The following is a 25,974-nucleotide window of genomic DNA, read 5'->3' as shown; positions in this document are numbered from 1 at the left end:
CGCCGCCCGGGCGGCGTCGACGTCCCCGGCAGGTGTTATCGTGATCGCCGCAGCGACATCAAGATCGCTCATGGAGATCGAAGGAGGTGAGTCGATGACTGTCGTGGAGACCACCGCTGTGCGCGGTGCCCGGATCATCCTCACTTCCCGGGCCTCGTCCTGACCTTCGCCTGCCTTTCTCCCTTGCGGGAGTAGTCCCGGCACGCCTGCCGTCCGGCGGGGCCCCTTCTCAAGGGTCTCCACGTTGTTTCATCAACCCCCTTCACAACCACCTGGTCTCGCCGCCGCACGGCGCGAGCTGCTGCCGCTGCCCCGCGGCGGGCTCCGGCTGGACACCCCGGGCCTGCGTGGCGTGGGCCTGCACGATGCCGACGAGGGCCTGGACCGGACCTTCACCGAGATCACCGAACCGGCACGCGGCTGCCGCTTCGCGGACTGCGCCCACACCACCGAACCGGGCTGCGCCGTCCTGTCCGCCATCGACGACGGCCACCTCACCCGGCGGCGCCTGGACAGCTACCACCGGCTGCTGAGCGAGAACGCTTGTGCCGCCTTCCGCACCGACGCGCGGCCGCGCGCCGAGCAGGAGCGGCCCAGGAAGGACATCGCGCGCCTGCGACACGCCATCAACCGCCCGTTCCACCGCAAGGCATGACGGAAAGGAATTCGATCATGGACCTTCCCCGCATCTTCACCATCCGCGAGAGCAGCCACCGGATCCACAACCCGCTGACGGCGGCCAAGCTCGCCGCCCTGGGCGAAGCGCTCCATCTCGCCCCCGGGACACGGGTGCTCGACCTGGCCGGCGGCTCGGGCGAGATGCTGTGCACCTGGGCGCGTGACCACGGGATCACGGGCACCGGGGTGGACATCAGCACGGTCTTCACCGAGCAGGCCCGGGCCCGCGCCGTCGAACTCGGCGTCGCCGACCGGGTCGAGTTCGTCCACGGTGACGCCTCCGGCCACGTCGCGGACCAGCCGGTCGATCTGGCCGCCTGTGTCGGCGCCACGTGGATCGGGAACGGCGTCGCCGGAACGGCAGAGCTGCTCGGCCGCAGCCTCCGTCCCGGCGGCCTGATGCTGATCGGCGAGCCGTACTGGCGGCGGACCCCTCCGGACGAGGAGACCGCCAAGGGCTGCCACGCCACCGGCATCGCCGATTTCCTGCGGCTCCCGGACCTGATCGGGCAGTTCCAGGATCTCGGGTACGACGTCGTGGAGATGATGCTGGCCGACCAGGACAGCTGGGACCGGTACGCCGCGGCCCAGTGGCTCAACCTGCGCCGCTGGCTCGACCGGAACCCGGACGACGAACTGGCCCCCGAGGTACGGGAGGAACTCACCAACGAGCCCGCCCGCTACGCGCGCTGCACACGTGAGTATCTCGGCTGGGGAGTCTTCGCCCTCATGAAGCGCTGATGCTCCCGTCCCGTGCGGGGCCCGGACGTCACACCGTCCGGGCCCCGCACGGGACGCTGCTACGGGGGTGGGCGGCCGGGGTTCACGCACACGGCCGCTGCCGTGGCGGTGCTCGCGGTGCCGCACCTGGCGACCGGCCGCGCGGGCCCTCCCCTCAGTGGGTGCGCGGCACGCTCCGGACGGCCCATGCCGGTGAACGCGAGGGTGGCGAGGCGACCAGGGACCAGCAGGGCCGGGCCCGGCGCCCGGGCCGCCGACGTCGTCCTGGGCGGGGCAGAAGTCCGGCGGTTGCCGGGCGGTCCGCCACACCGGCGCCGCCTCGGCGATCCGGGCCCCGGACCGCCGTGCGCCTCAGAGTGGCAGCAGGTCGGGGCGCTTGGCCTCCACATGATCGCCGGAGCTCTCGCCGCGGAGCCGCCGCCCGATCCAGGGCACCAGATACTCGCGCGCCCACTGGATGTCGTCCCGGCGCACCTCGAGCGTCCCTCGCGGGGGCAGCGGCGGCCACGGCTGGTCGGGGTCGGCGGGCACCTCGATCCCGAGGACCTGAGCGGCGCGCAGCGCGACCCTGGTGTGCCCCTCGGGCGACAGGTGGAGCCGGTCGGCGTCCCAAGCCCGCCGGTCCTGGACGGACTTGAGCGACCACAGGTCCAGCACGGGGCAGTCGTAGCGGTCGGCGATGGCCCGTACGTGGGCGGTGTACGTGGCGATCTTGCCGCGCAGATGCCGCAGGACCGGCACGTCCCGGGTGTCGAAGCCGGTGGTCACCATGACGGTGCCGACCGAGCCGGCGAGGTCGGCCACCGCGCGTTCGAAGCGTTCCGCGACGTCGTCGGGGTCGGAGCCGGGCCGGATGATGTCGTTGCCGCCGGCGCAGAAGGTCACCAGGTCCGGCGCGAGCTCGCGCGCCCTCGGCACCTGCTCCTCGACGATCTGGTCGAGGAGGCGGCCGCGTACGGCGAGGTTGGCGTACCGGAAGGAGTGCTCCGGCATCCGGTCGGCGAGCAGGACGGCGAACCGGTCCGCCCATCCGACGAATCTCCCGTCGGGCCCCGGGTCCCCCACGCCCTCGGTGAAGCTGTCACCGATCGCCGCGTACGACCCGAATACGCCACTGTTCTCTGTTCTCGAATCGTCTGCCACGGGAGCACATCTTTCCTTCACTGATGTGACCTACGCGACCGTAAGGAGGGGTTGACGCGCCGTGATCTTTACCACCCGTCAAATTCCGGCCGGGCCGGAATACGCGGAAGCCCCCGCTCCGCCTGATGCGGAACGGGGACTCACCGGTGGACCGGGTGCGACCGGACGGCTCAGAGGGAGACGCCGTGCTCACGCAGGTAGGCCAGCGGGTCGATGTCCGAACCGTACGAGGAGCCGGTGCGGACCTCGAAGTGCAGGTGCGGACCGGAGGAGTTGCCGGTCGAACCCGACAGTCCGATCTGCTGACCACCGGTCACCGACTGCCCGCTGGAGACGGCGAGCGAGGAGAGGTGGGCGTACTGGGAGTAGGTCCCGTCCGTGTGCTGGATGACGACCTCGTTGCCGTAGGCGCCGCCCCAGCCGGCGGAGACGACGGTACCCGCGCCGATGGCCTTGACGGAGCTGCCGGTGGGGGCGGCGAAGTCGACACCGGTGTGGTAACCGCTGGACCACATGGCACCGGACGCCCGGTACGGGGTGGTGACGCCCGCGTCGACGGGGGCGCTGAAGCCGGAACCGGACGCAGTGGTCGCGGCCTCCTTGGCGGGGGCCTCGGCCTTCGGCGCCTCGGCCTCCGGCGCGGCGGACCGCGAGTCGTCGCGCGACGGGCGGGACTGGGACTCGGAGCGGGGCTCCGGGTCGTTCGTCGCCTTGTTCTTCGCGCCGATCGTCAGCTCCAGACCCGGGTGGATCAGCGACGGGTCGGCACCGATGACACGGCGGTTGTCGTTGAAGAGCTGCTTCCAGCCGCCGCGGACGTCCTGCTCGTCGGCGATCTTCGACAGGTAGTCCCCGGCGACGACCGTGTAGGTCTTCGGTGCCTTCTTGGCGGCCGGGGCCGCCGCGGGTGCGGAGGCCGGGGCCGCGGCGGCGGCCTTCTCCGCTGGGGCCGGGGCCGCCGCCGGGGCGGCATTGGCCGTGGTGGCGCCGAACAGCGGGAGCGCGATGGCGGCGCCACCCGTACCGGCGACGACGAAGCCGCGGGTGATCGGGTTGGTCTTGGGACGGCGGTGCTTACCCTTCGCGGGCATGGCGCATTCCTCTCCGGCGCCTGCGAGGTGAGCTGTCGGGTTCGGGCTGGAGATGCCCGGTCGCACACTTGGTGCTACTTCACCCCAAGCCGTCCGGATTGTCCGGATACGGCGTACTACCTGGGTCCCCCGCTCCTGCCACGCGTGGATAGGTTCGAATTCCGGGCGGCGGCAGGATTAGGCGGTCCGTCCGGATTGAGCGTGACCGTAGGCGAGTCGGGCAGCGCGGGACAAGCCACGATTTTCCACGATCAATGACCGGCGCCCCGCCCTCGCGGATTCCCGGTCACCCTCCGTCGACAAGGGGCGGCCAATCGCCTTGCCGACCAAGGAATTCACATCAGCGCCACGGCCACAGAACGTCACGGATATGACGCTGCTCACGGGCCGGCGACCATCTCCCCTTCTTACGGGGCACGTTATGCGCAACCATCCAATTCGGACAGAAGGATCATTTAGCCACCTAATCCCGCACTTGCCCATCAAATCCCGCCACCCTTGCCCCACTTCGCCGTCCGGCGACTGAAGCCGTGACACCTGTCACTTCCGGCTCCCCGGACCGGGGCTCCCTCCCATCGCCCCCCGCGCCTTCTGCGCTCCGCCCGTTTCCGCGCCACCGGCCGGCCGGCCCCCTTTCGCAATTCCCCTGCTCGCTTGCGCGTAAGGCGAATTGGAACCGGTGGATCACATCCGCCGGAGCCGGATCACAGTGGCGTCGAGATCGCCCTTCAGTCCGGTGTGAATTCCGTGGTGAAGCAGCACCCCGCCCTGGTGGACCGCTCCGGTGTCCGCACACACGTAGGCCGCCGTCGCCTCGACGCCGCGCAGCCGGAGCGCCGGCGGCCGCTCGCCGTAGCGCTGGGCCTGGAGCAGCGCGAGCACCACCGTCTCGTCGCCCCGTACGTACTGCACGGCGCTGAGACCGCCCTGCGGGGTCCGCAGCCGGTACAGCTCGCCGTGCTGGACCACCGGCCTGATCTCCTTGTAGAGCCGGACCCAGTCGCGCGCCTCCGCCAGCTCCGCCTCGCTCCAGGCCGAGAGGTCTCCCCCGACGCCCAGCACGCCGGCCATGGCGCTCACGAACCGGAAGCGCAGACTGCTGCGGCGACCGTTGAGCTGGACGTTGGGGCTGTCGGTGACCCATGCCGCCATGACCCGGGCCGGGTGCAGCTGGCTGAAGCCGTGCTGGACGGTGAGCCGGTCCAGCGGGTCGGTGTTGTCCGACGTCCACACCTGGTCGGTGCGGGCGAGGACTCCCAGATCGATCCTGCCGCCCCCGCCGGAGCAGGACTCGAAGGCGACGGAGGGATGCGCCGCCCGCAGCCGGTCCAGCAGACCGTAGAAGCCTTCGACGTGCTCGGCCCACAGCTTCTGCGGGTACGGCTCCCCCGGCCAGCCCGCATCGGTGAAGCAGCGGTTGAAGTCCCACTTCACATAGTCGACGGGCGCGTCGGAAAGCAGTGCGTCGAGCTGCTCCCACAGGTGGGCCCGTACGTCCTCGCGCGCGAGGTTGAGCACCAGCTGGTTGCGGAACTCGGTCCTCGTCCGCCCCGGACGGTGCTGGATCCAGTCGGGATGCGCCCGGTAGAGGTCGCTGTCCTCGTTGACCATCTCCGGCTCCACCCAGATGCCGAACTGCATGCCGAGCGCGTGCACTTCGGCGGCCAGCGGCCCCAGCCCGTCGGGGAAGCGGTCCGGGTTCGGTGTCCAGTCGCCGAGCCCGGACCGGTCTCCGGTGCGCCGCCCGAACCAGCCGTCGTCCACGACGAACAGCTCGACCCCCATCGCGGCGGCCCGCCGCGCGAGCGCCGACTGCTGCTGCTGGGAGATGTCGAAGCCGGTGGCCTCCCACGAGTTGTAGAGCACCGGCCGCACCCGGTCGGCGCCGGGAATCACGTGGGCCAGCTGCCAGGCGTGCCAGGCCCTGCTCGCCCCGCCGAAGCCCCGGTCGCTCCAGAGGCCGGCGAAGACAGGCGAAATGTACCTCCCGCCAGGGGCGAGCCGCAGGAGCCCGGAGTCGTCGTGTCCCGCTCCTCCGGTGATCTGTACGGCCCCGTCCGGCAGCCGCTGCACACAGATCCGCCACGATCCGGACCAGCCGAGGGCGCAGCCGTACACCTCTCCGTGCTCCTCGGTGGCACCTTCCGCGTCCAGGGCCACCCAGGGCAGGTGCTGGTGACCGGTGTGGCCGCGCCGGCTGCCGATCGCCGCCTCCCCGTACGGGAGCGCGGTGCGCACGAGGCGGGATTCGGCGGCCCAGCGGCCGTGCAGCTGCGAGAGCCGCCATGCGTCCCTCAGCGGCAGCGTCCAGGCGGCGGCATCGGCCCGGAGCAGTTCGAGGTCGGGTCCGGCGCCCTCGTGGGCGACGGTGACCCAGCGTTCGATCACGTCGCTGTCGCCGCGCATTCGGTAGTGCAGGGTCAGGCCCAGGCCCACCAGCTCGTCGCGGAAGCGCAGGCGCAGCTCGTCGTCCTCCGCGGTCCAGCCGGCGAAGGTCCATTCCGTGCCGCGGACGCTCTCGCTCCTGACCGACAGTGCCGGGCGCACGAATCGCGGGCCGCCTTCCACGGGGTATTCCTCGCGGCCGTCGAGCGGGGACTCGAAGGGCCGGTACGGCGGCGGGCCCGCGGCCGCGAGGGCCGCCGCGGCGGCGGCCGGGATGCGCCCGCCCCAGTGGAGGTGCACGACCTCGTCCGCGTCGGTGAGGTGGAGGGCGTAGCTGCTCGTGGGGCCGGAGAGGACCCAGGTGCGCCCCTTGCCAACGTTCTCGATCATCTGACCCCTCGGATACTCACAGGACCGCACAGGCCCGCACATCATCCGCCCGGGCGGCCCGCGGCGGCAACGGCGCACAGGGGGCGCCGGCCACCGTGCGGGACGGCCGGGACGATTGGCCGATGAACGCGTGTCGTATGGTCGAGGCCGCGCCATCGCCCGGCGAACAGCGCCGGCGACTGTCCTCCGAAGGAGTCCCCGTGACGCAGCAGCTGCCGCAGGTCCCCTCTACAGAGCCCGAGCTGACCGGGGTCCGTAACTTCCGGGACGTGGGCGGCCTGCCGACGACGGACGGGCGGCGGGTGCGGCCCGGCAAGCTCTTCCGCAGCGGCCACCTGGCACACGCGACGGCGACCGACGCCGCGTTCCTGTCGACGCTCGGCCTCCACACGATCTTCGACTTCCGCAACGCGGCGGACCAGAAGCTCGAGGGGCCGGACATCGACCTGCCCGGGGTGCGCAACGTGAACCTGCCGCTGAGCGACCCCGCGGACGGCGCGGAGTTCTGGAAGATGGTCCGGGACGGGAATCTGGACCAGCTGAAGTCGATCCTCGCGGACGGCAAGGGCGCCGGCCGGATGATCGCCTCCTACCGGATGATCATCAAGGAGCGGACGGCGGAGCACAGCCGCGTGCTGCACGCCCTGGCCGAGGACAGCGTCCCCGCCCTGATGCACTGCGCTGCGGGCAAGGACCGCGCCGGCCTGTCGATAGCGGTGTCACTGCTCGCCGTCGGCGTGGAGCGCGACGCCATCGAGGCGGACTACCTCAAGTCCAACGACCCGCACCGCCGTTACAAGGTCCGGCGCAGCGGCAATGGACCTGACGCCATGTCACCCGAGGTGATGGAGCTGCTCAGCCCGCTCTTCGACGCCCGCGCCGAGTACCTGGCCGCGGCCTTCGAGGCCATCGAGGAGAACTGGGGCACGACGGAGCGGTACCTCACCGAGGGCCTGCGGCTGTCCCCGCAGACACGTGAACGTCTGCGGGATCGGCTGCTCGACCAGGGCTGAGCCCTCGCCCGTCACTGGTTCTGGCCGCCCACCAGGAACAGCAGGTAGAGGAACCCGGCGATGATGTGGCCGGCGATGAGGTAGGCGAAGAGCCTGATCACCAGTCCGCGCGGGAACCGCTCCTCGCGCGGGCTCTCGCCACCGGAGGTGCGCCTGTCCAAAGGGTCGTACGACATGCGGGATCACATTCCTCGGTGGTCAGGGACGGGGTGCGGTTCCGGGGCCTGCAGCAGGGTGTGCACGAACAGCATTTCCGCCCCCTCGGGGCCGGCCGCCGCGATGCGGTGCGGGGTGAGCGAGTCGAAGTGCGCGCTGTCACCGGAGGCCAGCTCGTGGACGGCATCCCCGAGGCCGAGCCGCAGCCGCCCGCGGACGACGTGGAGCCATTCCTCGCCGGGGTGGACGCGTACGAGGTCGCCCTGCACGCCGTACGGCACGAACACGCGCAGGGCCTGCATGGCCCGTCCCGGGTTGCCGGCCCGGTGGTAGTCCCAGCCGGCCGCCGCCGGCTCGTGGTCGCGGCCACGGATGACCGGATCGCGTTCGGCGGGCTGCTCGCCGAGCAGTTCGGCGACCGTCGTACCGTAGATGCGGGCGAGGGCGAGGAGCATCGGCAGCGAGGGCTGCCGCTGTCCCGTCTCGAGCCGGGAGAGATGGGCGGGCGAGAGGCCCGCCCGCTGGGCGGCGACCTCGAGGGTGAGTCCACGGCGGCGGCGCAGGTCGCGCAGCCGGGGCGCCATCTCGGGCAGCCCCTCGTCCGTCGGCTCTGTGGAGGCGGTCATGCCTCCATTGGGCCAGAGTATTGCCTGCGAGGCAAACCACTTTGCCTCACAGGCAAAAATCCTGCTCAGCGGTTGGCGACCGCCTGCTTCATCAAGGTCTTGCCGAAGTCCCACATCAGACCGCCACCGCCGTGCGCGTCCTCCATCACGGCTTCGAACGCGCCGACGAAACGGTCGACCTCCTTCTCCCCGATGATCAGCGGCGGGATCAGCTTGATCACTTCCATGTGGTCCCCGGAGACCTGGGTGAGGATCCTGTGCCGCTGAAGCAGCGGCACCACCACCATCTGTGCGAACAGTCCCTTCCGGGCCGCCTGGAGCACCGTCCAGCGACTGCGCAGCTTGATGGACTCCGGTCGCCCGAACTCGATGCCGATCATCAGCCCCCGACCGCGCACGGCGTGCAGCAGCTCGTACCGGTCGACGAGCGACGCCAGGCGGGCCCGCAGCAGCTCGCCCGTCACCCGCGCGTTCTTCACGATGTGCTCGTTCTCCAGCACGGACAGCACGGCCAGCCCCGCCGCCATCGCCTGGGCGTTGGAGCCGAAGCTCGCCGAGTGCACCAGGACCCGGTCCATCGACGAGTAGACCTTCTTGAAGATCCAGTCCCTGCCGAGGGTGGCGCCGACAGGCACATAACCGCCGGACAGCGCCTTCGCCACGCAGACGAGATCCGGCTCGACACCCGCCTCGTACTGGAAGGCGTAGAAGTCGCCGGTCCGCCCGAGGCCCGTCTGCACCTCGTCCGCGATCAGCAGCGCCTTGTACTTGTGCAGCAGTTCCTGGGCGCCCCGCAGGAATCCGGGGGGTGTCGGGTGGACGCCCTTGCCCTGGACCGGTTCGACGATGAAGGCGGCCACGTCGCCGCGCACCAGTTCGCGCTCGAGCGCGCCGAGATCGCCCATCGCGACGGCGGTGTCCGGCAGCAGCGGGGAGAAGCCGTCGCGGAACCCGTTCTCGCCGTTGACCGACAGCGCGCCGGTCGTCAGCCCGTGGAAGGCATGCGTGCAGTACAGGACCCTGGGCCGGCCGGTGACGTACCTGGCGAACTTCAGCGCCGCCTCGACAGCCTCCGCCCCGCTGTTGCCGAAGAACACCCGGTCCAGGTGCGGCGTGTGCTCGAGCAGCTTCTCCGCCAGCAGGCCGGGCAGCGGCTGGCAGTCCAACCGGACCAGGTCGGCGAGCGAGGCGTCGATGACGTCGTGCAGCGCCTTGTTCACGACGGGGTGGTGCCGGCCGAGGCCCATCACTCCGAAACCGGCGAGCATGTCGAGGTAGTCGTTGCCCTCGGTGTCGTAGAAGTAGGCCCCTTCCGCCCGGTCGTAGACCTTGTCGAACCCGATGGTGCGCAGCATGCGCGGCAGTTGGTGGTTGAGGTACCGGGCGTGCAGCTCGTAGCGCTCGTCACCGCGCCGCGCCAGCAGTTCCGCCAGATCGAAGCTCTTGGGCTGCTCGGTCATTCCTCGGCTCTCCTGGTCCAGAGTGTCGGTCGGTCACATGCCGGTCACCGGCTCCCGGAGACCGTCTCGCGGGCGGCCCGCAGCGATTCCTTGAGCGATCCCATGGTGGCGAGGACCGCGGTGGGCTCGTAGCCGCAGTGGGCCATGCAGTTGGCGCAGCGGGGGTCCTTGCCGCGGCCGTACTTGTCCCAGTCGGTGTCCTCGACGAGTTCGCGGTAGGTGGGGACGTAGCCGTCGCTCATGAGGTAGCAGGGGCGCTGCCAGCCGAAGAGGGAGTAGTTGGGGATCGCCCACGCGGTGCAGGGGAAGTCGGCCCTGCCCTCGAGGAAGTCCAGGAAGAGCGGGGAGTGGTTGAGCCTCCAGCGCCGCCGGTTGCCGCCGGCGAAGGCCTTCCGGAACAGCTCCCTGGTCTGCTCGACGCCGAGGAAGTGCTCCTGGTCGGGCGCCTTCTCGTAGGCGTAGGCGGGCGAGATCATCATCTCGTCGACCTTGAGGTCGTCGTTGAGGTAGTTCAGCACCTCGATGACCGTCTGCGGGGTGTCGGTGTTGAAGAAGGTCGAGTTGGTGGTGACCCGGAAGCCGCGGCGCTTGGCTTCCTTGATCGCCGCGACCGCCTCGTCGAACACGCCCTCCTTGGCGACCGATTCGTCGTGCCGCTCCCGCAGTCCGTCGATGTGCACGGCGAAGGCGAAGTACGGGGAGGGTGTGAACTTCTCGATCTTCTTGCGCAGCAGAACGGCGTTGGTGCAGAGGAACACGTACTTCCGGCGGGCCACCAGCTGACGCACGATCTCGTCGATCTGGGGGTGCATCAGCGGCTCGCCGCCGGCGATGGAGACCATCGGAGCACCGGACTCCAGCACCGCGCCGACCGCCTGCGCCACCGGCATCCGCTGCTTGAGCACCCCGGCGGGGTGCTGGATCTTGCCGCAGCCCTCGCACGCGAGGTTGCACGCGTAGAGCGGCTCGAGTTCGACGATCAGAGGGAACTTGTCGCGCTTGCGGAGCTTCTGTTCGAAGAGATAGGTCCCGACCCTGACGGTCTGGCGGAGCGGCATGGCCATCTGGCTCACCTCCTGGGGAGCAGCAAAGAACGGTGCCATTCAAGAAATGCGGGCATTACGGCACGAAGTACACGGAAGGCTGATATTCCACCGCGGAGTGTGCCGATCCGTACCAGTTCATGTTCCGGGGCGTCCACGACCACCCGGACGGCCGCAACGGGACGCGGCCCGGTCTCCATGGCGCTGTTCAGGGTCGCCGCCGACTCCATGTCCGCCGCGATCGCTCCCGCCGCGAGCAGCTCCGCACGCTCGTGGCCGCGCACGACATGGTCCACGCCGGTCAGCGGGCCCCGGTGCACCGTGCGCCCGGGGACCGCCCTGGCCACGGCCTTCACCAGCAGGTCCGTGTCGGTGCAGGAGGTGGAGACCCCGCCGAGCCGGGCCTCCTCGACGACCACGAGGTCTCCCGGGTGCATGCCCGGGGCGAGCCCCGCGCAGAAGCCGGACGCCACGACCGCCGCCTCCCGGAAGGGCTCGGTGCCGCACGCTGCGCGCACGGCACGGCCGGCGTTGGCCGGCCCCATGCCGGTACGCAGGACGGTCGCGCCGCTCCCGCCGCGGCGCCGGTCACCGGCCCGCAGCGCGAACTTCTCGATGCCGAGCGCACAGGCGACCAGCAGCGGAACGGCCGGGACGACCGGCTCCTGCGCGTCCCCCATCAGCCCCCCTCACGGGCGGCCGGACGGCCCACGGGCGGTTCCCCGTGCAGGAAGCGGCCGAGCGCGGTGAGGGGGAAGACCTGCCGGTACAGGTGGTAGTTGATCGAGAAGTCCCAGGGGAAGCCGGTGCCCGTGAAGTACGGCTCGTCCCAGGAGCCGTCCGGCCGCTGGGTCCGTGCCAGCCAGGCGACACCCCGCTCGACGGCCTTGCTCTCCCGCTCACCGGCCGCCAGCAGGGCGAGCAGCGCCCAGCCGGTCTGGGAGGCCGTGGAGGCGCCGCGGCCGATCGACTGCTCCTCCCGGTAGGAGCGCAGGTCCTCGCCCCAGCCGCCGTCCTCGTTCTGGACGGACTCGAGCCAGGTGACCGCCCGGCGGACCGCCGGGTGGGAGGCGGGCAGCCCGGCTGCGATCAGGGCGGGCACCACCGCCCCCGTGCCGTACACGTAGTTGACTCCCCAGCGGCCGAACCAGGCGCCGCTCGCCTCCTGTTCCTGCAAGAGCCACCGCACGCCGCGCCGGGTGCGCGGGTCGTCCGCCATGCCCTCGTGGGCGAGCATCTCGACGACGTGCGCGGTGACGTCCGCCGACGGCGGGTCGATCACCTCGCCGAAGTCGCAGAACGGCAAGCGGTTCGGGAACGGGCTGGTGTTGTCGGCGTCGAACGCCCCCCAGGCGCCGTTCCGTGACTGCATGCCGAGGTTCCAGCGGGTGCCGCGGGCCACCGCCGCCTCGACCCGCTCCGGGTCCGGATGCTTCACCCGCCGCAGGGCGAGCACCACCTCGGCCGTGTCGTCGATGTCAGGGTAATTGTCGTTGTGGAACTCGAACGCCCAACCGCCGGGCCCGAGTCCGGGCCTGCGCACCGACCAGTCGCCGGGCCGCACGACCTGCTCGCTCAGCATCCAGTCCGCCGCCTTCACCAGCGCGGGGTGGTCGGCGGGCAGACCGGCGTCGGCGAGGGCGATGGTGGCGAGGCAGGTGTCCCAGACCGGGGACTGGCAGGCCTCGATCATCCGGACGGGGAGACCGTCCTCCTCATGGTGGACGGCGAAGCGGTCGAGCGACTCCAGCCCCGCCCGCATGACGGGGTGCTCGAGGTCGTAGCCGAGCAGATGCAGGGCGATCACCGAGTACACGGCCGGCGGCTGGATGCCGCCCCAGCAGCCGTCGTTCTCCTGCCGCTCGACGATCCAGCGGGCCGCGACGTTCATGGCCGCCCGGCGCAGCCGACGGGGCGCCACCTTGTGGTACAGGTGCAGCGCCTTGTCGGCGCGCTGGAAGAAGCCGTCCCAACTGGCCGCGGGGGCGAATCGCTTCCGCGGGTAGGGCATCGCCGGGTCGGTGTGCAGCTCGTCGAGGGCGAACGGGGCCGGCCGCACCGGCCGCTTCGCGGAGACGATGGTCAGGGGCACGATGGTCTGCCGGGCCCAGCAGCCGAAGTCGTAGATGTTCAGCGGGACCCACTTGGGCAGGAGGACCAGCTCCGGCGGCAGCTCGGGCAGGTCGTCCCACTTCCACCAGCCGAACAGGGCGAGCCAGATCCGGGTGAAGACCCGGGCCGCCGCGATGCCGCCCCTGCTCCGGACCCAGGAGGCGGCCCGCTGCATGTGCGGGTCGTCGGGACGGTCCCCCGCCAGCCGCAGGGCGACGTACGCCTCGATGGTGGTGGACAGTTCGCCGGGGCCGCCGTAGAAGGTCGCCCAGGTGCCGTCGTCCCGCTGCTGCCCGCGGATGAAGCGGGCGGACGCCTCTACGGTCGCCGCGTCCTGGATGCCGAGGAACTGCCGCAGCAGCAGGTCCTCCGCGTCCATGGTCACGTTGGTCTCGAGGTCGCCCTTCCACCACCCCTGGGCGTCCTGCCGCGCGAGCAGATGCTCGACGGCCCGTTCCGCGGCACGTCCGGCCGCTTCCCGTACGTCGGTGCCCGGTGCGGTGGTCCGGGCGGCGGTCGTCGTGGTCGTGTCGCCGGCAGTGGCAGCACCGGCCCGCACGGGCCCGCTGCTTCCGTCGGTCGTCGCTGTCATTGGTTCCCCTTCGTTGCAGTGGTCTCTGCTGAGCCGGGGTCTGACGTCGGCCGGTGACGATGACGTCACCGGCCGGCGACGCGCTTCATATGGTGCGGCTGTTGTTCCGGTCGGTCCTTGCGATGGTGATGGCGATCATCTCTTTCGCACGACGACGAAGTCCGCGAGCGCGACGAGCTGCGCGCGGACCCGTTCCGGCATGTCGACACGGTCGAGGGCCTCGATCGCGACGGCGTGCTGACGGCGGGCCTCCCGGGAGGTCCACTCCCGGCCGCCGGCCTCCTCGATCAGGGCCGCCCGGGTGGCGAACTCCTCCTCGGAGAAGCTGGCGAAGTCGCTGCTCTTGGCGTCGGCGGCGAGCAGCTCGCCGAGCCGCTCGGAGGCCGGACCGCCGGCCGCGAGCGCCGCGACGACCGGCAGGGACTTCTTGCGCTGGCGCAGGTCGCTCCAGGTCTGCTTGCCGGTGGCGACCGGGTCGCCCCAGATGCCGAGCAGGTCGTCGACGGCCTGGAAGGCCAGACCGAGGTGGTGGCCGTACGCCTCCAGCGTGTCGGCGGTCCTCTCGTCGGCCCCGCCGAGCACCGCGCCGATGGAGACGGCGCAGGCCAGCAGCGCACCGGTCTTGTTGCCCTCCATCTCCAGGCACTCCTCGACGGTGACCCGCTCGCGGTGCTCGTAGGAGATGTCCTGGGCCTGGCCGTCGATGAGCTTGCGGGACGCGGTGGTGAGCCGGCGGGCGGCCCGCCCGGCCTCCACGGTGCCGCTCTCCAGCAGCACTTCGTTCGCCAGCGCGAAGAGCGCGTCGCCGACCAGGATCGCCAGGGCGGGCCCGTGCACCTTCCAGACCGTGTCGCGGTGGCGGCGCTGTTCGTCGCCGTCCATCAGGTCGTCGTGCAGGAGCGAGAAGTTGTGCACCAGCTCCACGGCCACGGCCCCGGGGATGCCGACCTCGGGCGCGGCGCCCGCCGCCTCCGCGGACAGCAGCGCCAGCGCCGGGCGTACGGCCTTGCCGCCGTCGCCGTCCGACGGCCGTCCCTGCGCGTCGATCCAGCCGAAGTGGTAGGCGGCGACGGTGTCCATGGGCGGCGCGAGCCGCTCCACGGCGGCGCGCAGCACCGGCGTGGACATAGTCCGTCCGCGCTCCAGCAGCGCGGAGATGTCGACATTCTCCGCGCTCTGTGCGGTGTCGTCAGCCGGGTACGCCGAGTGCACTGTCGGCACGCTTTCTCCTCTGGTTCCAGTACTGGTGCTCACGCCGCCTCCTTGAGGGGATGTTCATGGCAGCGGCCGAGCGCGGAGAGCGCAGCACCCGCGGCACTGAACCCGCTGCGCACGGCGCCCTCCATGGTCGCGGGCCAGCCGGTGGCAGTCCACGCGCCAGCAAGGTACAGGCCGGAGGCGCGTGTGTGCGCGGCCGGCCGCAGCCTGCCGACGCCGGGGGACGGTGCGAAGGTCGCCGTACGCTCACGGGTGACGAAGAAATCCCGTACCTTCGCGCCGCGCGCTGCGGGCAACAGCCTTTCCAGCTCCGGCAGATACCTCTTCCGCAGCACGGAGACGGGTTCGTCGATCTCGTTGTGCGCCGCGGACTGGGAGACCGCGAGGTACTGGCCTTCCTTGGCACCCGACGCCTCCGTGCGGTCGAAGACCCACTGGACCGGCGTGCCGAGCGCGGCGAAGAAGGGCCGGCGCAGCACCCTGCGGTCGTACAGCACATGGATGTTGAGGATGGGGGCGGTGCCGATGTCGAGCAGCCGGTCGGGGTCCTCCAGCGCGCCGGCCGGGAGCAGGGCGTGGGCCTCGCGCTGCGCGACGGCCAGCACGACGGTGTCGGCGTCCAGTTGCTCGCCGTCCACGTCGACCTGCCAGCGGCCGTCCGCGGGCCGGCTGAGCCGCCGTACCCGGGTGGACAGTTCGGTGCGCACCCCGGCCGAGTCGAGGGCCTTGCGGGCCAGTGTGTCGTGCAGGTCGCCGAGCGGCACCCGGGCCCAGCCGATGTCGGCGGCGCCAGGCTCGGACAGCAGCCCTGTCTTGAAGACCATCGCGGCGAGACCCAGGGACGCCTGCGGTGCCCTGGCGTTGAGGGTCGCTACGCCGACGAGGTCCCACAGGGCGGCGACGGCGCGCGGCGACTGGCCGTGGCGGCCGAGCCAGGTCGCGAAGTCGACGCCGTCCAGTGCCGGGTCGGCGGGGTCCAGCCCTTTCAGTGCGAGCGCCGCACGGCCGACGCCCGCCCGCTCGGCGAGCGAGAGGTGCGGGTAGCCGGCGAGGCTCCCGGCGAGGTGCAGCGGTACGGGCAGCGCGGAGCGCCGCAGGCGGCCGAGCCTCGGCCCCTTCCTGGCGGCGACGTCGAGGACGGGCACGTCCAGGCGGTCCTGGACCGGGGCGAGGTGCGCGCCGTCGATCCGGTCGAGGAACCAGCGGTAGGCGGTGCAGCAACGCAGGTACACGTGCTGGCCGTTGTCCACGGTGAGCTCGCCGCGGCGGAACGAGAAGGCGAGCCCGCCGAGCCGTGGCCGGCTCTCGAGCAGGGTGACCCGCACCCCCGCGTCGGCGAGTTGGAGCGCCGCGGTGACACCGGCGATGCCGCCGCCGACCACCACCGCGTGCCGGGAGTCCATGCCGTCGGCCGTCATCCGCCTGCCTCCCTCGTGAACCGATTGCCGCCGGGCACGTGACGTGCCGCGGCCGCCACCGTCAGTGACGCGGCGGCGGCCCGGCCGGTTGCCCGCCGCGCGGGTTCGGGTGCCTGCGCCGCGGCCGGGTCCGTGATGTCCGTCGGGGGTGTCACCGGCGCCCTCCGTGGGTCTGGCGGCCGATGTGGCGGGCGTCCAGGCCGGACAGTCCGCGGACGGCGACGTACGCCTTCTCGCGTCCCGGCAGGGAGACACGCCCGCGCAGCACGGCGTCCGGGTCGCGTTCGATGCGGTCGAGGAGCCGGCGGTAGATGCCGGCCATGGCCGCGACGCACGCGCCGCTGCGCCGGTCCAGCATGGGCAGCAGGCGGTAGCCCTCGGCGAACAGGGCACGGGCGCGCCGTACTTCGAAGTGGACCAGGCCGGCGAAGTCGGAGCCGGGCGGCGGTGTCGTGCCGTGAAAGCCGTCGGAGCAGCCGAACTTGGCGAGGTCGTCGGCCGGCAGGTAGGTGCGGCCGTTGGCCGCGTCCTCGGCGATGTCCCTGAGGATGTTGGTGACTTGCAGGGCGAGGCCCAGCGTATCGGCGTACTCGGCGGCGCGGTCGGCTCCGCGCGCGCCGGGCTGGGTACCGAACACGCCGAGCGAGAGCCGCCCGATCGCGCCGGCCACGCACCGGCAGTAGGCCTTGAGGTCGTCCCAGGTCTCGTACGTCTCGCCGCGGACGTCCATCAGCACGCCGTCGATCAGCTCGTCGAGGCCGCCGAGCGGCAGCGGGAAGCGGCGTGCGGCGTCGCAGAGCGCGACGGCGACGGGGTCGGTGTCGTCCTCGTCGACGGCGCCCTGCCTGATGCGTTCGAGCAGCTCGCGCGTGGCTTCCAGCCGGTCCTGCTTGGCCTGCGGCTTCAGCGTGCCGTCGCCGATGTCGTCGACGCGCCGGGAGAACGCGTACAGCGCCGACATGGCCTGGCGCTTGTGCGGCGGCAGGAGCCTGATGCCGTAGGCGAAGTTCCGGGCCTGCTGTCCGGTGACGGCCTCGCAGTAGCTGTACGCGGCCTGCACCGGCGCGGTCGGCACCTGGGTCGGTCCCTCCATCGTCCGGTTCATCCCTCTCTACGCGCTCTTCGCAAGACGGTCCCCACTTCACGCAGCAGCCTCGGCCTGGTCGCTCTGGGCGGTGCGGGCAGCACATCATGTCCGGCGGCGGCGATCGCGGCGAGCGCGGCACGCCCACCGCCGACGAAACCCGCCAGCAGCAGCCGCAGCCGCCCGTCGACGGAGCCGACCAGCCCGATGCCCTCGTCGAGCAGCGCCCGCGCCCGCTGCGCCTCGAAGGCGATCAGGGCGCGCACCGAGGCGCCCGCGGTCGGTGCGGCAAGGTCCGCCTCCGTGATGTGGAAACGTTTCATGTCCTCTGCCGGCAGGTAGATCCGGTCGCGGGCGAGGTCCTCCGCGACGTCCTGGAGGTGCTCGACGATCTGGAGCCCGGTGCACACGGCGTCGGAGCGGCGCAGCCGCTCGGGGCTCGTCGTGCCGGTGATGCCGAGGACGAGCCGGCCCACCGGGTTCGCCGACAGCTCGCAGTAGGCGAGGAGGTCGTCGTACGTCTCGTAGCGGCGTACCAGCTGGTCCTGCCGGTTGGCGGCGATCAGGCCGAGGAACGGCTCGGGGGTGAGCGAGCGCCGCGCGACGGTGGGCCGCAGTGCCCGCAGCAGCGGGTGGCGCGGGGCGTCGCCCGACAGGTCGAAGACGCGGCGCAGGTCGGCCTCGAAGGCGTCGAGGAGGGCGAGCCGGTCGTCGGCCAGGTCCGGTCCGATGCCGAGGTGGCGGGCGTCGGCGCCGCCGGGCGCGAGGTCGCCGTCGCCGATGTCGTCGACGAGCCGGGCGTAGCCGTAGACGGCCATGAGGTCGTCCCGCCAGGCGCGGGGCAGGAAGAACGGGGCGACGGGGAAGTTCTCGTCGGCGGCCTTGTCGAGGGTGCCCCGGGCCGGGTCGTCGGCGCGCGGGTGCACGGTGCCCGTCACTGCGCGCTGCCGGGAACGGAGACGGCGATGGGCTCGCGGAGCTGGAGACTTCCCGTCATGGCCATCACATCTCCCGTTCTACACTGCCGACTCAATACATCCCATTTCGGACACGCCGCCGCACGCTGCGCCGCTTGCCTGCCACCCCGTGACCGAAGGCCCGGCCGATCGGATCGCGACATATCGCCCCACTTGCCGCGATTCGGTCCCGGTACAGCTTACGTTGTACAACGCCGAACGACGCCCCGGGGTGCCGCACAGAACGGAACAACACCGCGTTCGGGTCCAACCTTCCCGGATCCCGGGCAAGTTGACTGCCCGTCGACGGACCGGTGCACCGCACCGCCGGAGGCCGGCGGCAAGCGGAAGGCCCTCGCCGGCCGACCGGCGAGGGCCTTGCGGGCGCTGGGGAACCGGGGCTACTTGCCCGTCTCCTTCTCGTACGCCTTGATGACCTCGTCGGTCGGACCGTCCATCAGGAGTTCGCCCTTCTCCAGCCACAGGACCCGGTCGCAGGTGTCCCTGATCGACTTGTTGCTGTGGCTGACGAGGAAGACCGTGCCGGCCTCCTTGCGAAGCTCCCTGATGCGCTCCTCGGAGCGGATCTGGAACCGGCGGTCACCGGTGGCCAGCGCCTCGTCGATCATCAGGACGTCGTGGTCCTTCGCGGCGGCGATGGAGAAGCGGAGCCTGGCCGCCATGCCGGAGGAGTACGTGCGCATCGGCAGGGTGATGAAGTCGCCCTTCTCGTTGATGCCGGAGAAGTCGACGATCCCCTGGTAGCGCTCGCGGATCTCCTCGCGCGACATGCCCATGGCCAGGCCGCCGAGTATGACGTTGCGCTCGCCGGTCAGGTCGTTCATCAGCGCGGCGTTGACGCCGAGCAGCGAGGGCTGGCCGTCGGTGTAGACCTTGCCGCTCTCGGCCGGCAGCAGACCGGCGATGGCGCGCAGCAGGGTCGACTTGCCGGAGCCGTTGGTGCCGATCAGGCCGATCGCCTCGCCGCGGTAGGCGGTGAAGGTCACGCCACGCACGGCGTGGACCTTGCGCACACCGCGCGCCTCGCCCTTCTCCCGGCGCAGGATCCGGCTCAGCGCCGCCGTGGCGCTGCCCTTTCCGCCGCTGCCGGCGTTGACCCGGTACACGATGTGCACGTCGTCGGCGATGACGGTCGGGACGCGCGCCCCGGCTCTGTTGTCGATGTTCTCAGCCACGGCCGTACCGCTCCTCAGCCTTCCAGAAGTACACGAAGCCCGCGAAGCCGACCAGGAGGGCCCAGCCCAGGCCGGCCGCCCAGACGTGCGAGGGCAGGTTCTCGGAACCGTAGCCGTCGATCAGCGCGAACCGGATGAGGTCCATGTAGACCGCGGCCGGGTTGTACATGAGGACGTCCGCGATCCAGGCCGGCTTGTCGGCGAGCATCACCGGGATGGAGAACATCACGCCCGAGGCGTAGAGCCAGGTGCGCATGACGAACGGCATCAGCTGCGCCAGGTCGGGGGTCTTCGCTCCGAGCCTGGCCATGATCAGGGCCAGGCCGGTGTTGAACACGAACTGCAGCGCGAGCGCGGGGAGCACCAGCAGCCAGGACAGGGCCGGGTAGCTGCCGAGGCCGACCACCACCGCCACCAACACGATCATCGAGAACAGCAGCTGCTGGAGCTGCTGGAGCGCGAAGGAGATCGGCAGCGACGCCCGGGGGAAGTGCAGGGCGCGCACCAGGCCCAGGTTGCCCGATATCGCCCGCACACCCGCCATCACCGAGCTCTGGGTGAACGTGAACACGAACACACCGGTCACCAGGAACGGGATGTAGACCTCGGTGCTGAAACCCCGGTCCGCGTCGAGGATCAGGCCGAAGATCAGGAAGTACACCAGCGCGTTCAGCAGAGGCGTCGCCACCTGCCAGAGCTGCCCCAGCTTCGCCTGGCTGTACTGGGCCGTCAGCTTGGCCTGCGAAAAGGCCAGGATGAAGTGGCGGCGGCCCCAGAGCTGCCTGATGTACGAGGCCAGGCCCGGGCGGGCGCCGCTGACGGTCAGGCCGTACTTGGCGGCGAGCTGCGACGGGGACAGGCCGTCGTCCGGCGACGGCGTGCGGCTCGTCAGGATGGCACCGTCATGGGTTGTGTCACTCACAAGTTGAAACTTTCGTCTTCAAGATGCGCGGCAGTTCGGGGCGCGGCCTCAGCGGCTCGTCGCCCCGATGCTCTCAGAACCGAGCTTGTCAGATGACAGGAGGTCGGCCCAGCCTGGTAAGACGCCACACCGTACGCCACTTCATCGGGCGGCGCGGTCCGCAGGGTGTGCGCCATCCCTCCCGGAAACCGCCGAACCACGCCTTGAGCGCCGGCAGCGTCGGGCGCCGCAGGAGGGTGAGCAGCACCCACACCCCCACGTAGACGGGCACCAGGGGCAGGGGCAGGTTCCGCCGCGCCACCCAGACCCGGTTGCGGGCCACCATCCGGTGGTAGACCGCGTGCCGGGAGGGGGGCATGGTCGGGTGGAGGAGCACCATGTCCGCGCGGTACTCGATGGACCAGCCGGCGTCCAGTGCGCGCCAGGCGAGATCCGTCTCCTCGTGGGCGTAGAAGAACTCGTCGGGAAGCCCGCCGACCTGGGCCAGCACCTTCGTGCGCACGGCGTTGGCACCGCCGAGGAAGGTGGTGACCCGAGAGGAGCGCATCGGGTCGGAGGCACGCAGCCTCGGGACGTGCCGGCGCTGGGTGAGCCCGGTCTCGGGATCCGCGATGCGGAAGCTGACGATGCCCAGGCCCGGGTCCGCGTCGAAGGCCTCCCGGACCAGCTGGGCGGTGCCCGCGTCGGGGAGCAGTCCGTCGTCGTCCAGGAAGAGCAGCACGTCGACGTCCGAGCCGCCGGGTCCGAAGGCCTCGATGCCGACGTTGCGGCCGCCGGGGATGCCGAGGTTCTCCGGCAGGTCGATCGTGCGCACGCCCTCGGGCACGTCCACCACGGGAGCGCCGTTGCCGACCACGACCACCTCGATGGGGTCGCCGTCCTGCTTGGCGACCGAGTCGAGGAGGGCGCGCAGCTCGTCGGGCCGGGTCCCCATCGTGATGACGACGGCGCCGAGCTTCAGCGGGGCCGTCACTTCAGCCTGCTCGAAGCGAGGACGGACACGAGGTGGAGCAGCGTCTGGAGCAGCGCGATGCCGGCCAGCACGGCGACGCCGAGACGGGAGAAGAACAGGTCGTCCCGGACCTCGTCGAGGACGGCCAGCACCAGGATGAGCAGGGACGCCTCGATGCCGAGGACCAGCCGGTGGAACTTCAGCGCGGCGGCGGCCCGGCGAGCGAGTGCCACCCCGGAGGAGCGCGGCTCCGCCGCTGCCTCCTTGACCGGCGGCAGCCCGCCCTGGTGGCGGGCGACACCGACGAGGTCGGTCTCGGCCTTGATCAGGATCGCGCCGAGCGCGGCGAGGGTGCCGAGGAAGGCCCACAGCCAGTCGGTCCGGCCGCTGCCCCACAGGTCCGCGGCGCGCAGGCCGAAACCGACCAGGACCGCCGCGTCGCACAGGTAGGCGCCGACCCGGTCCAGGTACACGCCGGACAGCGAGAACTGCTGCTTCCAGCGGGCCACCTCGCCGTCGACGCAGTCGAGCAGCAGATAGAGCTGGACCGCGACCACACCGAGTACGGCCCCCCATATGCCCGGCACGAGCAGGGCGGGAGCGGCCAGGACACCGGCGAGGGTCATCACGTAGGTCAGCTGGTTGGGCGTGACCTTGGTGGTGACCAGGAGGCGGGTGATCCGCAGGGAGATCTCGCGCATGTAGAGGCGGCCGCCCCAGTGCTCACCGCTGCGCCGGTCCTTCACACCCGCGGGGTGAACGACCGGGCGGAGTTCAGCTACTGATGGTCTTGGCATAGTCGGCGTACGCGTCCCTGATTTGGTCATGGTCGAGGTCGAGGTGCTCGAGGATGGTGAAACGGCCCGGGCGGGTCTGCGGCGCGTACTCCACGGCGCGCACGAACTCGTCCGCGGAGAAGCCGATCTCCTGCGGGAGCACGGGCAGACCGTGCCGGCGCAGCACCTCGGCGAACAGGCCGGCCTGCTCGCCGGCACCGCGCAGGTGCATCGCGAAGGCCGCTCCCAGTCCGCACTGCTCGCCGTGGCTGGCCGCCCGCTTGGGGTACAGCAGGTCGAAGGCGTGGCTGATCTCGTGGCAGGCGCCCGAGGCGGGCCGGGAGTCGCCGCTGATCGACATGGCGATCCCGGTCAGCACCAGAGCCTCGGCGAGAACGGTCAGGAACTCGTCGTCGCCGACGCCGCCGGGATGGCGCAGCACGGACTCGCCCGCGGTGCGGCCCATGGCGGCGGCCAGGCCGTCGACCTTCTCGCCGGTGACCTGGTGGGAGAGCTCCCAGTCGGCGATCGCCGAGATGTTGGAGATCGCGTCGCCGATGCCGGAGCGGACGAAGCGGACGGGGGCCTCGCGGATCACGTCGAGGTCGATGACCATGGCGATGGGCGTCGGGACGCCGTAGGAGCCGCGGCCGTTGTCGTTGTCGAGCGTGGAGACCGGCGAGCACAGGCCGTCGTGCGAGAGGTTCGTCGCCACGGCGACGAGCGGCAGGCCGACCCGTGCCGCGGCGTACTTCGCCACGTCGATGATCTTGCCGCCGCCGAGGCCGACGACCGCGTCGTACCGCTTGCCCTTGATGTCGTCGGCCAGCTTGACGGCGGCGTCGATGGTGCCGCCGGCGACCTCGTACCAGTCGGCGCCGGGCAGCGTCGGCGCCATCTGCGCCCGGAGTACCTGTCCCGAGCCGCCGCTGATCGCGATCGCCAGCCGGCCGGACGCGGAGATCCGCTGGTCGGCGAGGATGCCGGCCAGGTCGTCCAGTGCGCCCGCCCGGACGTCGACGACGACCGGTGAGGGGATGAGCCGGGTCAGTACTGGCACGCGATGTCACGGCCCTTCGCGAGGTCGTCGTGGTTGTCGATCTCGACCCACTTGACGTCGCCGATGGGCGCCACGTCGATCGTGAAACCGCGGTTGACGAGCTCCTGGTAGCCGTCCTCGTAGTAGAGGTCGGGGTCGCGCTCGAACGTCGTCTTCAGCGCGTCCGCGAGGTCCGCGGCGGCCTCCGGCTCGATGAGCGTGACGCCGATGTACTCGCCGGTGGCGGTCGCCGGGTCCATCAGCTTGGTGATCCGCTGGACGCCCTTGCCCTCGGCGGTGATGACCTTCATCTCCTCGTCGGCGAGGTTCTTCACCGTGTCGAGGGCGAGGATGATCTTCTGGCCGTTGCCGCGGGCGGCGAGCAGGGTCTTCTCGACGGAGACGGGGTGCACGGTGTCGCCGTTGGCGAGGATCACGCCCTCGGCGAGGACGTCACGGGCGCACCACAGGGAGTAGGCGTTGTTCCACTCCTCCGCCTTGTCGTTGTCGACGAGGGTGAGCTTCAGGCCGTACTTCGCCTCGAGCGCCGCCTTGCGCTCGTACACGGCCTCCTTGCGGTAGCCGACGACGATCGCCGCCTCCGTGAGCCCGATCTCCGCGAAGTTGCCCAGCGTCAGGTCGAGGACCGTGGTCTCCCCGTCCACCGGCACGAGGGCCTTCGGAAGCGTGTCGGTGTAGGGGCGAAGACGCCTTCCGGCACCGGCTGCCAGTACGAGGCCAATCATGCGGGTTCTCCTTCGTCATGTACTGCGGGTGCCTGCGAGGACACCCAGAAGCGAACGCTCTCGACCAGCACCACGGCCGCCACGGCCACAGCGAGGACCGTCAGCGCGATGGTGATGTCCGCGGGCAGCAGGAAAGCGAGCACAGCGACTGCCAGGACCCGCCCCTCGTGCCCGCCGACGGCCCGGACCAGCCAGTGCGGCGGCGCGCCGGTGCCACCGCGGATGCGGTACACCGTGTCGTAGTGATGGTACGCGACAGCCGCTACCAGCCCGTAAGCGGCCGGCAGCGCCCCGTTCACCTCCGCGTGTGCGGCGAGGAGCAGGATCGTGCCGTACTCGGCGGCCCGGAAGACAGGGGGGACGAGCCAGTCGAGGGCGCCCTTGAGGGGCCGGGCGACGGCGAGCCCCGAGGTGGCGGCGTACACGAGGGCGGCGACCGGCGTCCAGACGCTGCCGAAACCGGTGAAGGCGGCTGTCGCCAGCAGCCCGGCCGCGCCCACGGCGGCCGCCGCGAGCGGCGCCGGGCCCGGCAGCCTCCGTGCGACGCGGGCGGTCGCACGGGAAAGGGCCTCCGCGGCCGGCCCGGAGTCCGCGAGGTCGGCGAGCGCCTGGGCCGCACGGTCCGTGCGGTGCGCCTTGCGGGTCAGCGAACGCAGCACCCGGCCGGCGGTGGTGTAGCAGGCGGCGAGGGAACAGCCGACGAGCAGGGCGTAGAAGACGATGCGCGGGGTCGCCACGGCGGTGAGCACGGCGATCATCGCCCAGCGCTCGCCGATCGGCAGAACTATCATCCGGCGCAGCCAGACCGTCCAGCCGACGCTGTCGAGCTTGCTGGACAGGGCGGCCGTGGGACTCGTGTTGGCCGTGGCGTCGTGGTTCGCCTCGTTGAAGGAGAAGTCGACGACGTGCCGGCACGTCTGGAGCACCATCGCGCCGAGGGCGAGCGCCCAGACGTCGTCGCCGCCGCGGGCGGCGCCGAGGGCGAGTCCCGCGTAGTAGGCGTACTCCTTGGCCCGGTCGAAGGTCGCGTCGAGCCAGGCGCCGAGCGTCGAGTACTGCAGGGAGTAGCGGGCGAGCTGCCCGTCGGTGCAGTCCAGGACGAAGGAGAAGAGCAGCAGCAGGCCGGCGGCGATGTAGCCGGGGCGGGTGCCGGTGGCCGCGCAGCCGGCCGCGACGAGCGCGGTGAGCAGCGACGCGGTGGTGACGTGGTTCGGCGTCAGTCCCCTGCGGGCGCACCAGCGTGCGATGTAGCGGGAGTAGGGGCTGATGCAGAAGGTGGTGAAGAAGCCGTCTCGCGCCTTGACGGCGGAGCGCAGGCGCACCGCCTCGTCGTCGACCGCTTCGACGGCGGCGCGCGTCCGGTGCCGTTCCTCCGCGTCGGAGGGCACGGCGGCGACCAGCGGACCGAGCTCGGGGTGATGGACGGACATGCCCCGGGCCTCGAGCTCTGCGGTCACACCGTCGACGACGCCGTCGCCGGCGACGGCTCCCGCGCCGGCCGGCACGGTGGCGGAGACGGCGCGCACGGCGCCGGTGAGCGCGGCGCGTCCGGCCGGCTGGGCGGTGAGTGCGCCGGTGACGGCGGCGGTGGGGAAGCGCGGGTCGGTCAGCGCCAGCCGCAGGGCGTGCACATGGCCCACGAAGCGCGGGTCGACCACGGCGACCCTCTCGGTACCGGGCACGGCCTCGATCAGGGCGGCGGTGTGCTCAGGGCCGTTGGCGACCCGCACGTCGAAGCCCAGCGACCGCAGATCGCCCTCGAGCGACGACCCGGGTACCGGCGGACCGGTGAGGATGGCGGTCGACAGACGAACTCACTCCTTGGCGCTGACGGTGCTGGTCCACGGCGGCTCGGCCCGCACACGGGCGGCGGCACGTCGGCAGAGGCTATCGGATGTACGGAAGCGGGAGTTCACCGGCCGTTTACGCCCTGGCGGCCCGCCGAGATCATCATTGTCGATCCACGCCCCGCCCTCCAAACCGAGGCCCCGGCCAGAGCCCGTGACGTGGCGCATCGCACGTGGAGCACGTTCCAGCGGGGGCCTGTCGTGCACGCCGTGACGGCGGCCGGCGAACGGGCGGCCGTGTCCTACGGCTGCCCCGGACGCCACGAGGGTGCACCGTACTGATCTGCAGGACGCTCTGACCTGCGAGCATTTCCGCAGGTCAGAGCATATGACAACGGTGTTCAGTGCCGTGTTGCCCGATACCCCCCACCCGTAGTTGACTAAGCCTCG

The 25,974-nt window shown here is 71.4% G+C and carries 23 protein-coding genes and 1 riboswitch; of the genes, 3 read left to right on the top strand and 20 right to left on the bottom strand.

From position 1 onward, the window contains the following. The first annotated feature begins 244 nt into the window (after window positions 1–244). Both ACTMTU_RS03860 and ACTMTU_RS03855 read left to right on the top strand, forming a co-directional pair. Window positions 245–655: a hypothetical protein gene (locus tag ACTMTU_RS03860; RefSeq protein WP_441262015.1), complete on the top strand. Its 411-nt coding sequence runs from the start codon at window positions 245–247 to the stop codon at window positions 653–655. A 17-nt stretch (window positions 656–672) separates the two neighbouring features. Continuing rightward, window positions 673–1,419, top strand: coding sequence for an SAM-dependent methyltransferase (locus ACTMTU_RS03855; protein WP_441262014.1), 747 nt, complete (start codon window positions 673–675; stop codon window positions 1,417–1,419). A gap of 351 nt (window positions 1,420–1,770) precedes the next feature. Here ACTMTU_RS03855 and ACTMTU_RS03850 read toward each other — a convergent pair whose 3' ends face one another. From ACTMTU_RS03850 to ACTMTU_RS03840, 3 genes are all read right to left on the bottom strand, one after another. Further along, window positions 1,771–2,562, bottom strand: a complete 792-nt coding sequence (locus ACTMTU_RS03850) for an SGNH/GDSL hydrolase family protein (protein ID WP_441262013.1) — start codon at window positions 2,560–2,562, stop codon at window positions 1,771–1,773. A gap of 170 nt (window positions 2,563–2,732) precedes the next feature. Further along, window positions 2,733–3,653: a M23 family metallopeptidase gene (locus ACTMTU_RS03845; RefSeq protein WP_441262012.1), complete on the bottom strand. Its 921-nt coding sequence runs from the start codon at window positions 3,651–3,653 to the stop codon at window positions 2,733–2,735. Between the two features lie 2 nt (window positions 3,654–3,655). Next, a riboswitch (cyclic di-AMP (ydaO/yuaA leader) is annotated at window positions 3,656–3,831 on the bottom strand. 506 nt (window positions 3,832–4,337) lie between these two features. Continuing rightward, the gene (locus tag ACTMTU_RS03840; protein ID WP_441262011.1) at window positions 4,338–6,428 is read right to left on the bottom strand and encodes an alpha-galactosidase; all 2,091 of its coding nucleotides are present in this window, start codon (window positions 6,426–6,428) and stop codon (window positions 4,338–4,340) included. Window positions 6,429–6,628: 200 nt separating this feature from the next. On the opposite strand from ACTMTU_RS03840, the gene ACTMTU_RS03835 reads away from it, so the two are divergent. Continuing rightward, complete coding sequence (locus ACTMTU_RS03835; protein WP_441262010.1) at window positions 6,629–7,441, top strand: tyrosine-protein phosphatase; 813 nt, start codon at window positions 6,629–6,631, stop codon at window positions 7,439–7,441. Window positions 7,442–7,452: 11 nt separating this feature from the next. Here ACTMTU_RS03835 and ACTMTU_RS03830 read toward each other — a convergent pair whose 3' ends face one another. The 17 genes from ACTMTU_RS03830 to ACTMTU_RS03750 all read right to left on the bottom strand — a co-directional run bounded on the left by ACTMTU_RS03830 (window position 7,453) and on the right by ACTMTU_RS03750 (window position 25,545). After that, window positions 7,453–7,617, bottom strand: coding sequence for a DUF6126 family protein (locus ACTMTU_RS03830; protein WP_441262009.1), 165 nt, complete (start codon window positions 7,615–7,617; stop codon window positions 7,453–7,455). A gap of 6 nt (window positions 7,618–7,623) precedes the next feature. Beyond that, the gene (locus ACTMTU_RS03825; RefSeq protein WP_441262008.1) at window positions 7,624–8,223 is read right to left on the bottom strand and encodes an XRE family transcriptional regulator; all 600 of its coding nucleotides are present in this window, start codon (window positions 8,221–8,223) and stop codon (window positions 7,624–7,626) included. A 65-nt stretch (window positions 8,224–8,288) separates the two neighbouring features. Further along, the gene (locus tag ACTMTU_RS03820; protein ID WP_441262007.1) at window positions 8,289–9,683 is read right to left on the bottom strand and encodes an aspartate aminotransferase family protein; all 1,395 of its coding nucleotides are present in this window, start codon (window positions 9,681–9,683) and stop codon (window positions 8,289–8,291) included. 44 nt (window positions 9,684–9,727) lie between these two features. After that, entirely contained in the window at window positions 9,728–10,747 is a 1,020-nt protein-coding gene (hpnH, locus tag ACTMTU_RS03815; protein ID WP_441262006.1) for an adenosyl-hopene transferase HpnH, read from the bottom strand. A gap of 5 nt (window positions 10,748–10,752) precedes the next feature. Beyond that, window positions 10,753–11,406, bottom strand: coding sequence for a phosphorylase family protein (locus tag ACTMTU_RS03810; RefSeq protein ID WP_441262005.1), 654 nt, complete (start codon window positions 11,404–11,406; stop codon window positions 10,753–10,755). Next, window positions 11,406–13,430, bottom strand: a complete 2,025-nt coding sequence (gene shc, locus ACTMTU_RS03805) for a squalene--hopene cyclase (RefSeq protein WP_441262004.1) — start codon at window positions 13,428–13,430, stop codon at window positions 11,406–11,408. The genes ACTMTU_RS03810 and shc overlap by 1 nt, the downstream gene beginning before the upstream one ends. 135 nt (window positions 13,431–13,565) lie before the next feature. Then, the gene (locus ACTMTU_RS03800) at window positions 13,566–14,684 is read right to left on the bottom strand and encodes a polyprenyl synthetase family protein (protein WP_441262003.1); all 1,119 of its coding nucleotides are present in this window, start codon (window positions 14,682–14,684) and stop codon (window positions 13,566–13,568) included. Then, a complete protein-coding gene (gene hpnE / locus ACTMTU_RS03795) occupies window positions 14,681–16,066 on the bottom strand; it encodes a hydroxysqualene dehydroxylase HpnE (RefSeq protein ID WP_441262002.1) in 1,386 nt (461 codons plus the stop codon). Before hpnE ends, ACTMTU_RS03800 begins: the two co-directional genes overlap by 4 nt. A 151-nt stretch (window positions 16,067–16,217) precedes the next feature. Continuing rightward, the gene (hpnD, locus tag ACTMTU_RS03790; RefSeq protein WP_441262001.1) at window positions 16,218–17,171 is read right to left on the bottom strand and encodes a presqualene diphosphate synthase HpnD; all 954 of its coding nucleotides are present in this window, start codon (window positions 17,169–17,171) and stop codon (window positions 16,218–16,220) included. Beyond that, window positions 17,168–18,088 (bottom strand): squalene synthase HpnC, encoded by a 921-nt coding sequence (gene hpnC, locus ACTMTU_RS03785; protein ID WP_441262000.1) that lies wholly within the window; start codon window positions 18,086–18,088, stop codon window positions 17,168–17,170. The genes hpnD and hpnC overlap by 4 nt, the downstream gene beginning before the upstream one ends. Before the next feature lie 419 nt (window positions 18,089–18,507). Next, window positions 18,508–19,302, bottom strand: a complete 795-nt coding sequence (locus ACTMTU_RS03780; protein WP_441261999.1) for an ABC transporter ATP-binding protein — start codon at window positions 19,300–19,302, stop codon at window positions 18,508–18,510. After that, on the bottom strand, window positions 19,295–20,224 hold the full coding sequence (locus ACTMTU_RS03775) for an ABC transporter permease (RefSeq protein ID WP_441261998.1): 930 nt from the start codon (window positions 20,222–20,224) through the stop codon (window positions 19,295–19,297). The genes ACTMTU_RS03780 and ACTMTU_RS03775 overlap by 8 nt, the downstream gene beginning before the upstream one ends. Before the next feature lie 88 nt (window positions 20,225–20,312). Next, complete coding sequence (locus tag ACTMTU_RS03770) at window positions 20,313–21,158, bottom strand: glycosyltransferase family 2 protein (RefSeq protein ID WP_441262575.1); 846 nt, start codon at window positions 21,156–21,158, stop codon at window positions 20,313–20,315. A 35-nt stretch (window positions 21,159–21,193) separates the two neighbouring features. Then, window positions 21,194–21,973, bottom strand: coding sequence for a CDP-alcohol phosphatidyltransferase family protein (locus ACTMTU_RS03765; RefSeq protein ID WP_441261997.1), 780 nt, complete (start codon window positions 21,971–21,973; stop codon window positions 21,194–21,196). Beyond that, window positions 21,951–23,012 (bottom strand): iron-containing alcohol dehydrogenase family protein, encoded by a 1,062-nt coding sequence (locus ACTMTU_RS03760; protein ID WP_441261996.1) that lies wholly within the window; start codon window positions 23,010–23,012, stop codon window positions 21,951–21,953. The genes ACTMTU_RS03765 and ACTMTU_RS03760 overlap by 23 nt, the downstream gene beginning before the upstream one ends. Beyond that, window positions 23,000–23,737 carry a sugar phosphate nucleotidyltransferase gene (locus ACTMTU_RS03755; protein ID WP_441261995.1) on the bottom strand — a complete coding sequence of 246 codons (738 nt, stop codon included), beginning with the start codon at window positions 23,735–23,737 and terminating at the stop codon, window positions 23,000–23,002. Before ACTMTU_RS03755 ends, ACTMTU_RS03760 begins: the two co-directional genes overlap by 13 nt. Beyond that, window positions 23,734–25,545: a DUF5941 domain-containing protein gene (locus tag ACTMTU_RS03750; RefSeq protein WP_441262574.1), complete on the bottom strand. Its 1,812-nt coding sequence runs from the start codon at window positions 25,543–25,545 to the stop codon at window positions 23,734–23,736. Before ACTMTU_RS03750 ends, ACTMTU_RS03755 begins: the two co-directional genes overlap by 4 nt. Window positions 25,546–25,974: the final 429 nt, after the last annotated feature.

It is taken from the genome of Streptomyces sp. OZ13 (genome assembly GCF_052068155.1).
Classification (GTDB): domain Bacteria; phylum Actinomycetota; class Actinomycetes; order Streptomycetales; family Streptomycetaceae; genus Streptomyces.
The sequence above is the reverse complement of the archived record's forward strand: the minus strand, read 5'-3'. Positions and strand labels throughout refer to the sequence as shown.

Excerpts from the sequence above, each read along its gene's own strand:
- ACTMTU_RS03855 (WP_441262014.1), top strand. The coding sequence starts at position 673 with ATGGACCTTCCCCGCATCTTCACCATCCGCGAGAGCAGCCACCGGATC.
- ACTMTU_RS03845 (WP_441262012.1), bottom strand. The coding sequence starts at position 3,653 with ATGCCCGCGAAGGGTAAGCACCGCCGTCCCAAGACCAACCCGATCACC.
- ACTMTU_RS03840 (WP_441262011.1), bottom strand. The coding sequence starts at position 6,428 with ATGATCGAGAACGTTGGCAAGGGGCGCACCTGGGTCCTCTCCGGCCCC.
- ACTMTU_RS03830 (WP_441262009.1), bottom strand. The coding sequence starts at position 7,617 with ATGTCGTACGACCCTTTGGACAGGCGCACCTCCGGTGGCGAGAGCCCG.
- ACTMTU_RS03825 (WP_441262008.1), bottom strand. The coding sequence starts at position 8,223 with ATGACCGCCTCCACAGAGCCGACGGACGAGGGGCTGCCCGAGATGGCG.
- ACTMTU_RS03820 (WP_441262007.1), bottom strand. The coding sequence starts at position 9,683 with ATGACCGAGCAGCCCAAGAGCTTCGATCTGGCGGAACTGCTGGCGCGG.
- hpnH (WP_441262006.1), bottom strand. The coding sequence starts at position 10,747 with ATGGCCATGCCGCTCCGCCAGACCGTCAGGGTCGGGACCTATCTCTTC.
- ACTMTU_RS03810 (WP_441262005.1), bottom strand. The coding sequence starts at position 11,406 with ATGGGGGACGCGCAGGAGCCGGTCGTCCCGGCCGTTCCGCTGCTGGTC.
- shc (WP_441262004.1), bottom strand. The coding sequence starts at position 13,430 with ATGACAGCGACGACCGACGGAAGCAGCGGGCCCGTGCGGGCCGGTGCT.
- hpnE (WP_441262002.1), bottom strand. The coding sequence starts at position 16,066 with ATGACGGCCGACGGCATGGACTCCCGGCACGCGGTGGTGGTCGGCGGC.
- hpnD (WP_441262001.1), bottom strand. The coding sequence starts at position 17,171 with ATGAACCGGACGATGGAGGGACCGACCCAGGTGCCGACCGCGCCGGTG.
- ACTMTU_RS03770 (WP_441262575.1), bottom strand. The coding sequence starts at position 21,158 with ATGGGGACCCGGCCCGACGAGCTGCGCGCCCTCCTCGACTCGGTCGCC.
- ACTMTU_RS03765 (WP_441261997.1), bottom strand. The coding sequence starts at position 21,973 with ATGCCAAGACCATCAGTAGCTGAACTCCGCCCGGTCGTTCACCCCGCG.
- ACTMTU_RS03755 (WP_441261995.1), bottom strand. The coding sequence starts at position 23,737 with ATGATTGGCCTCGTACTGGCAGCCGGTGCCGGAAGGCGTCTTCGCCCC.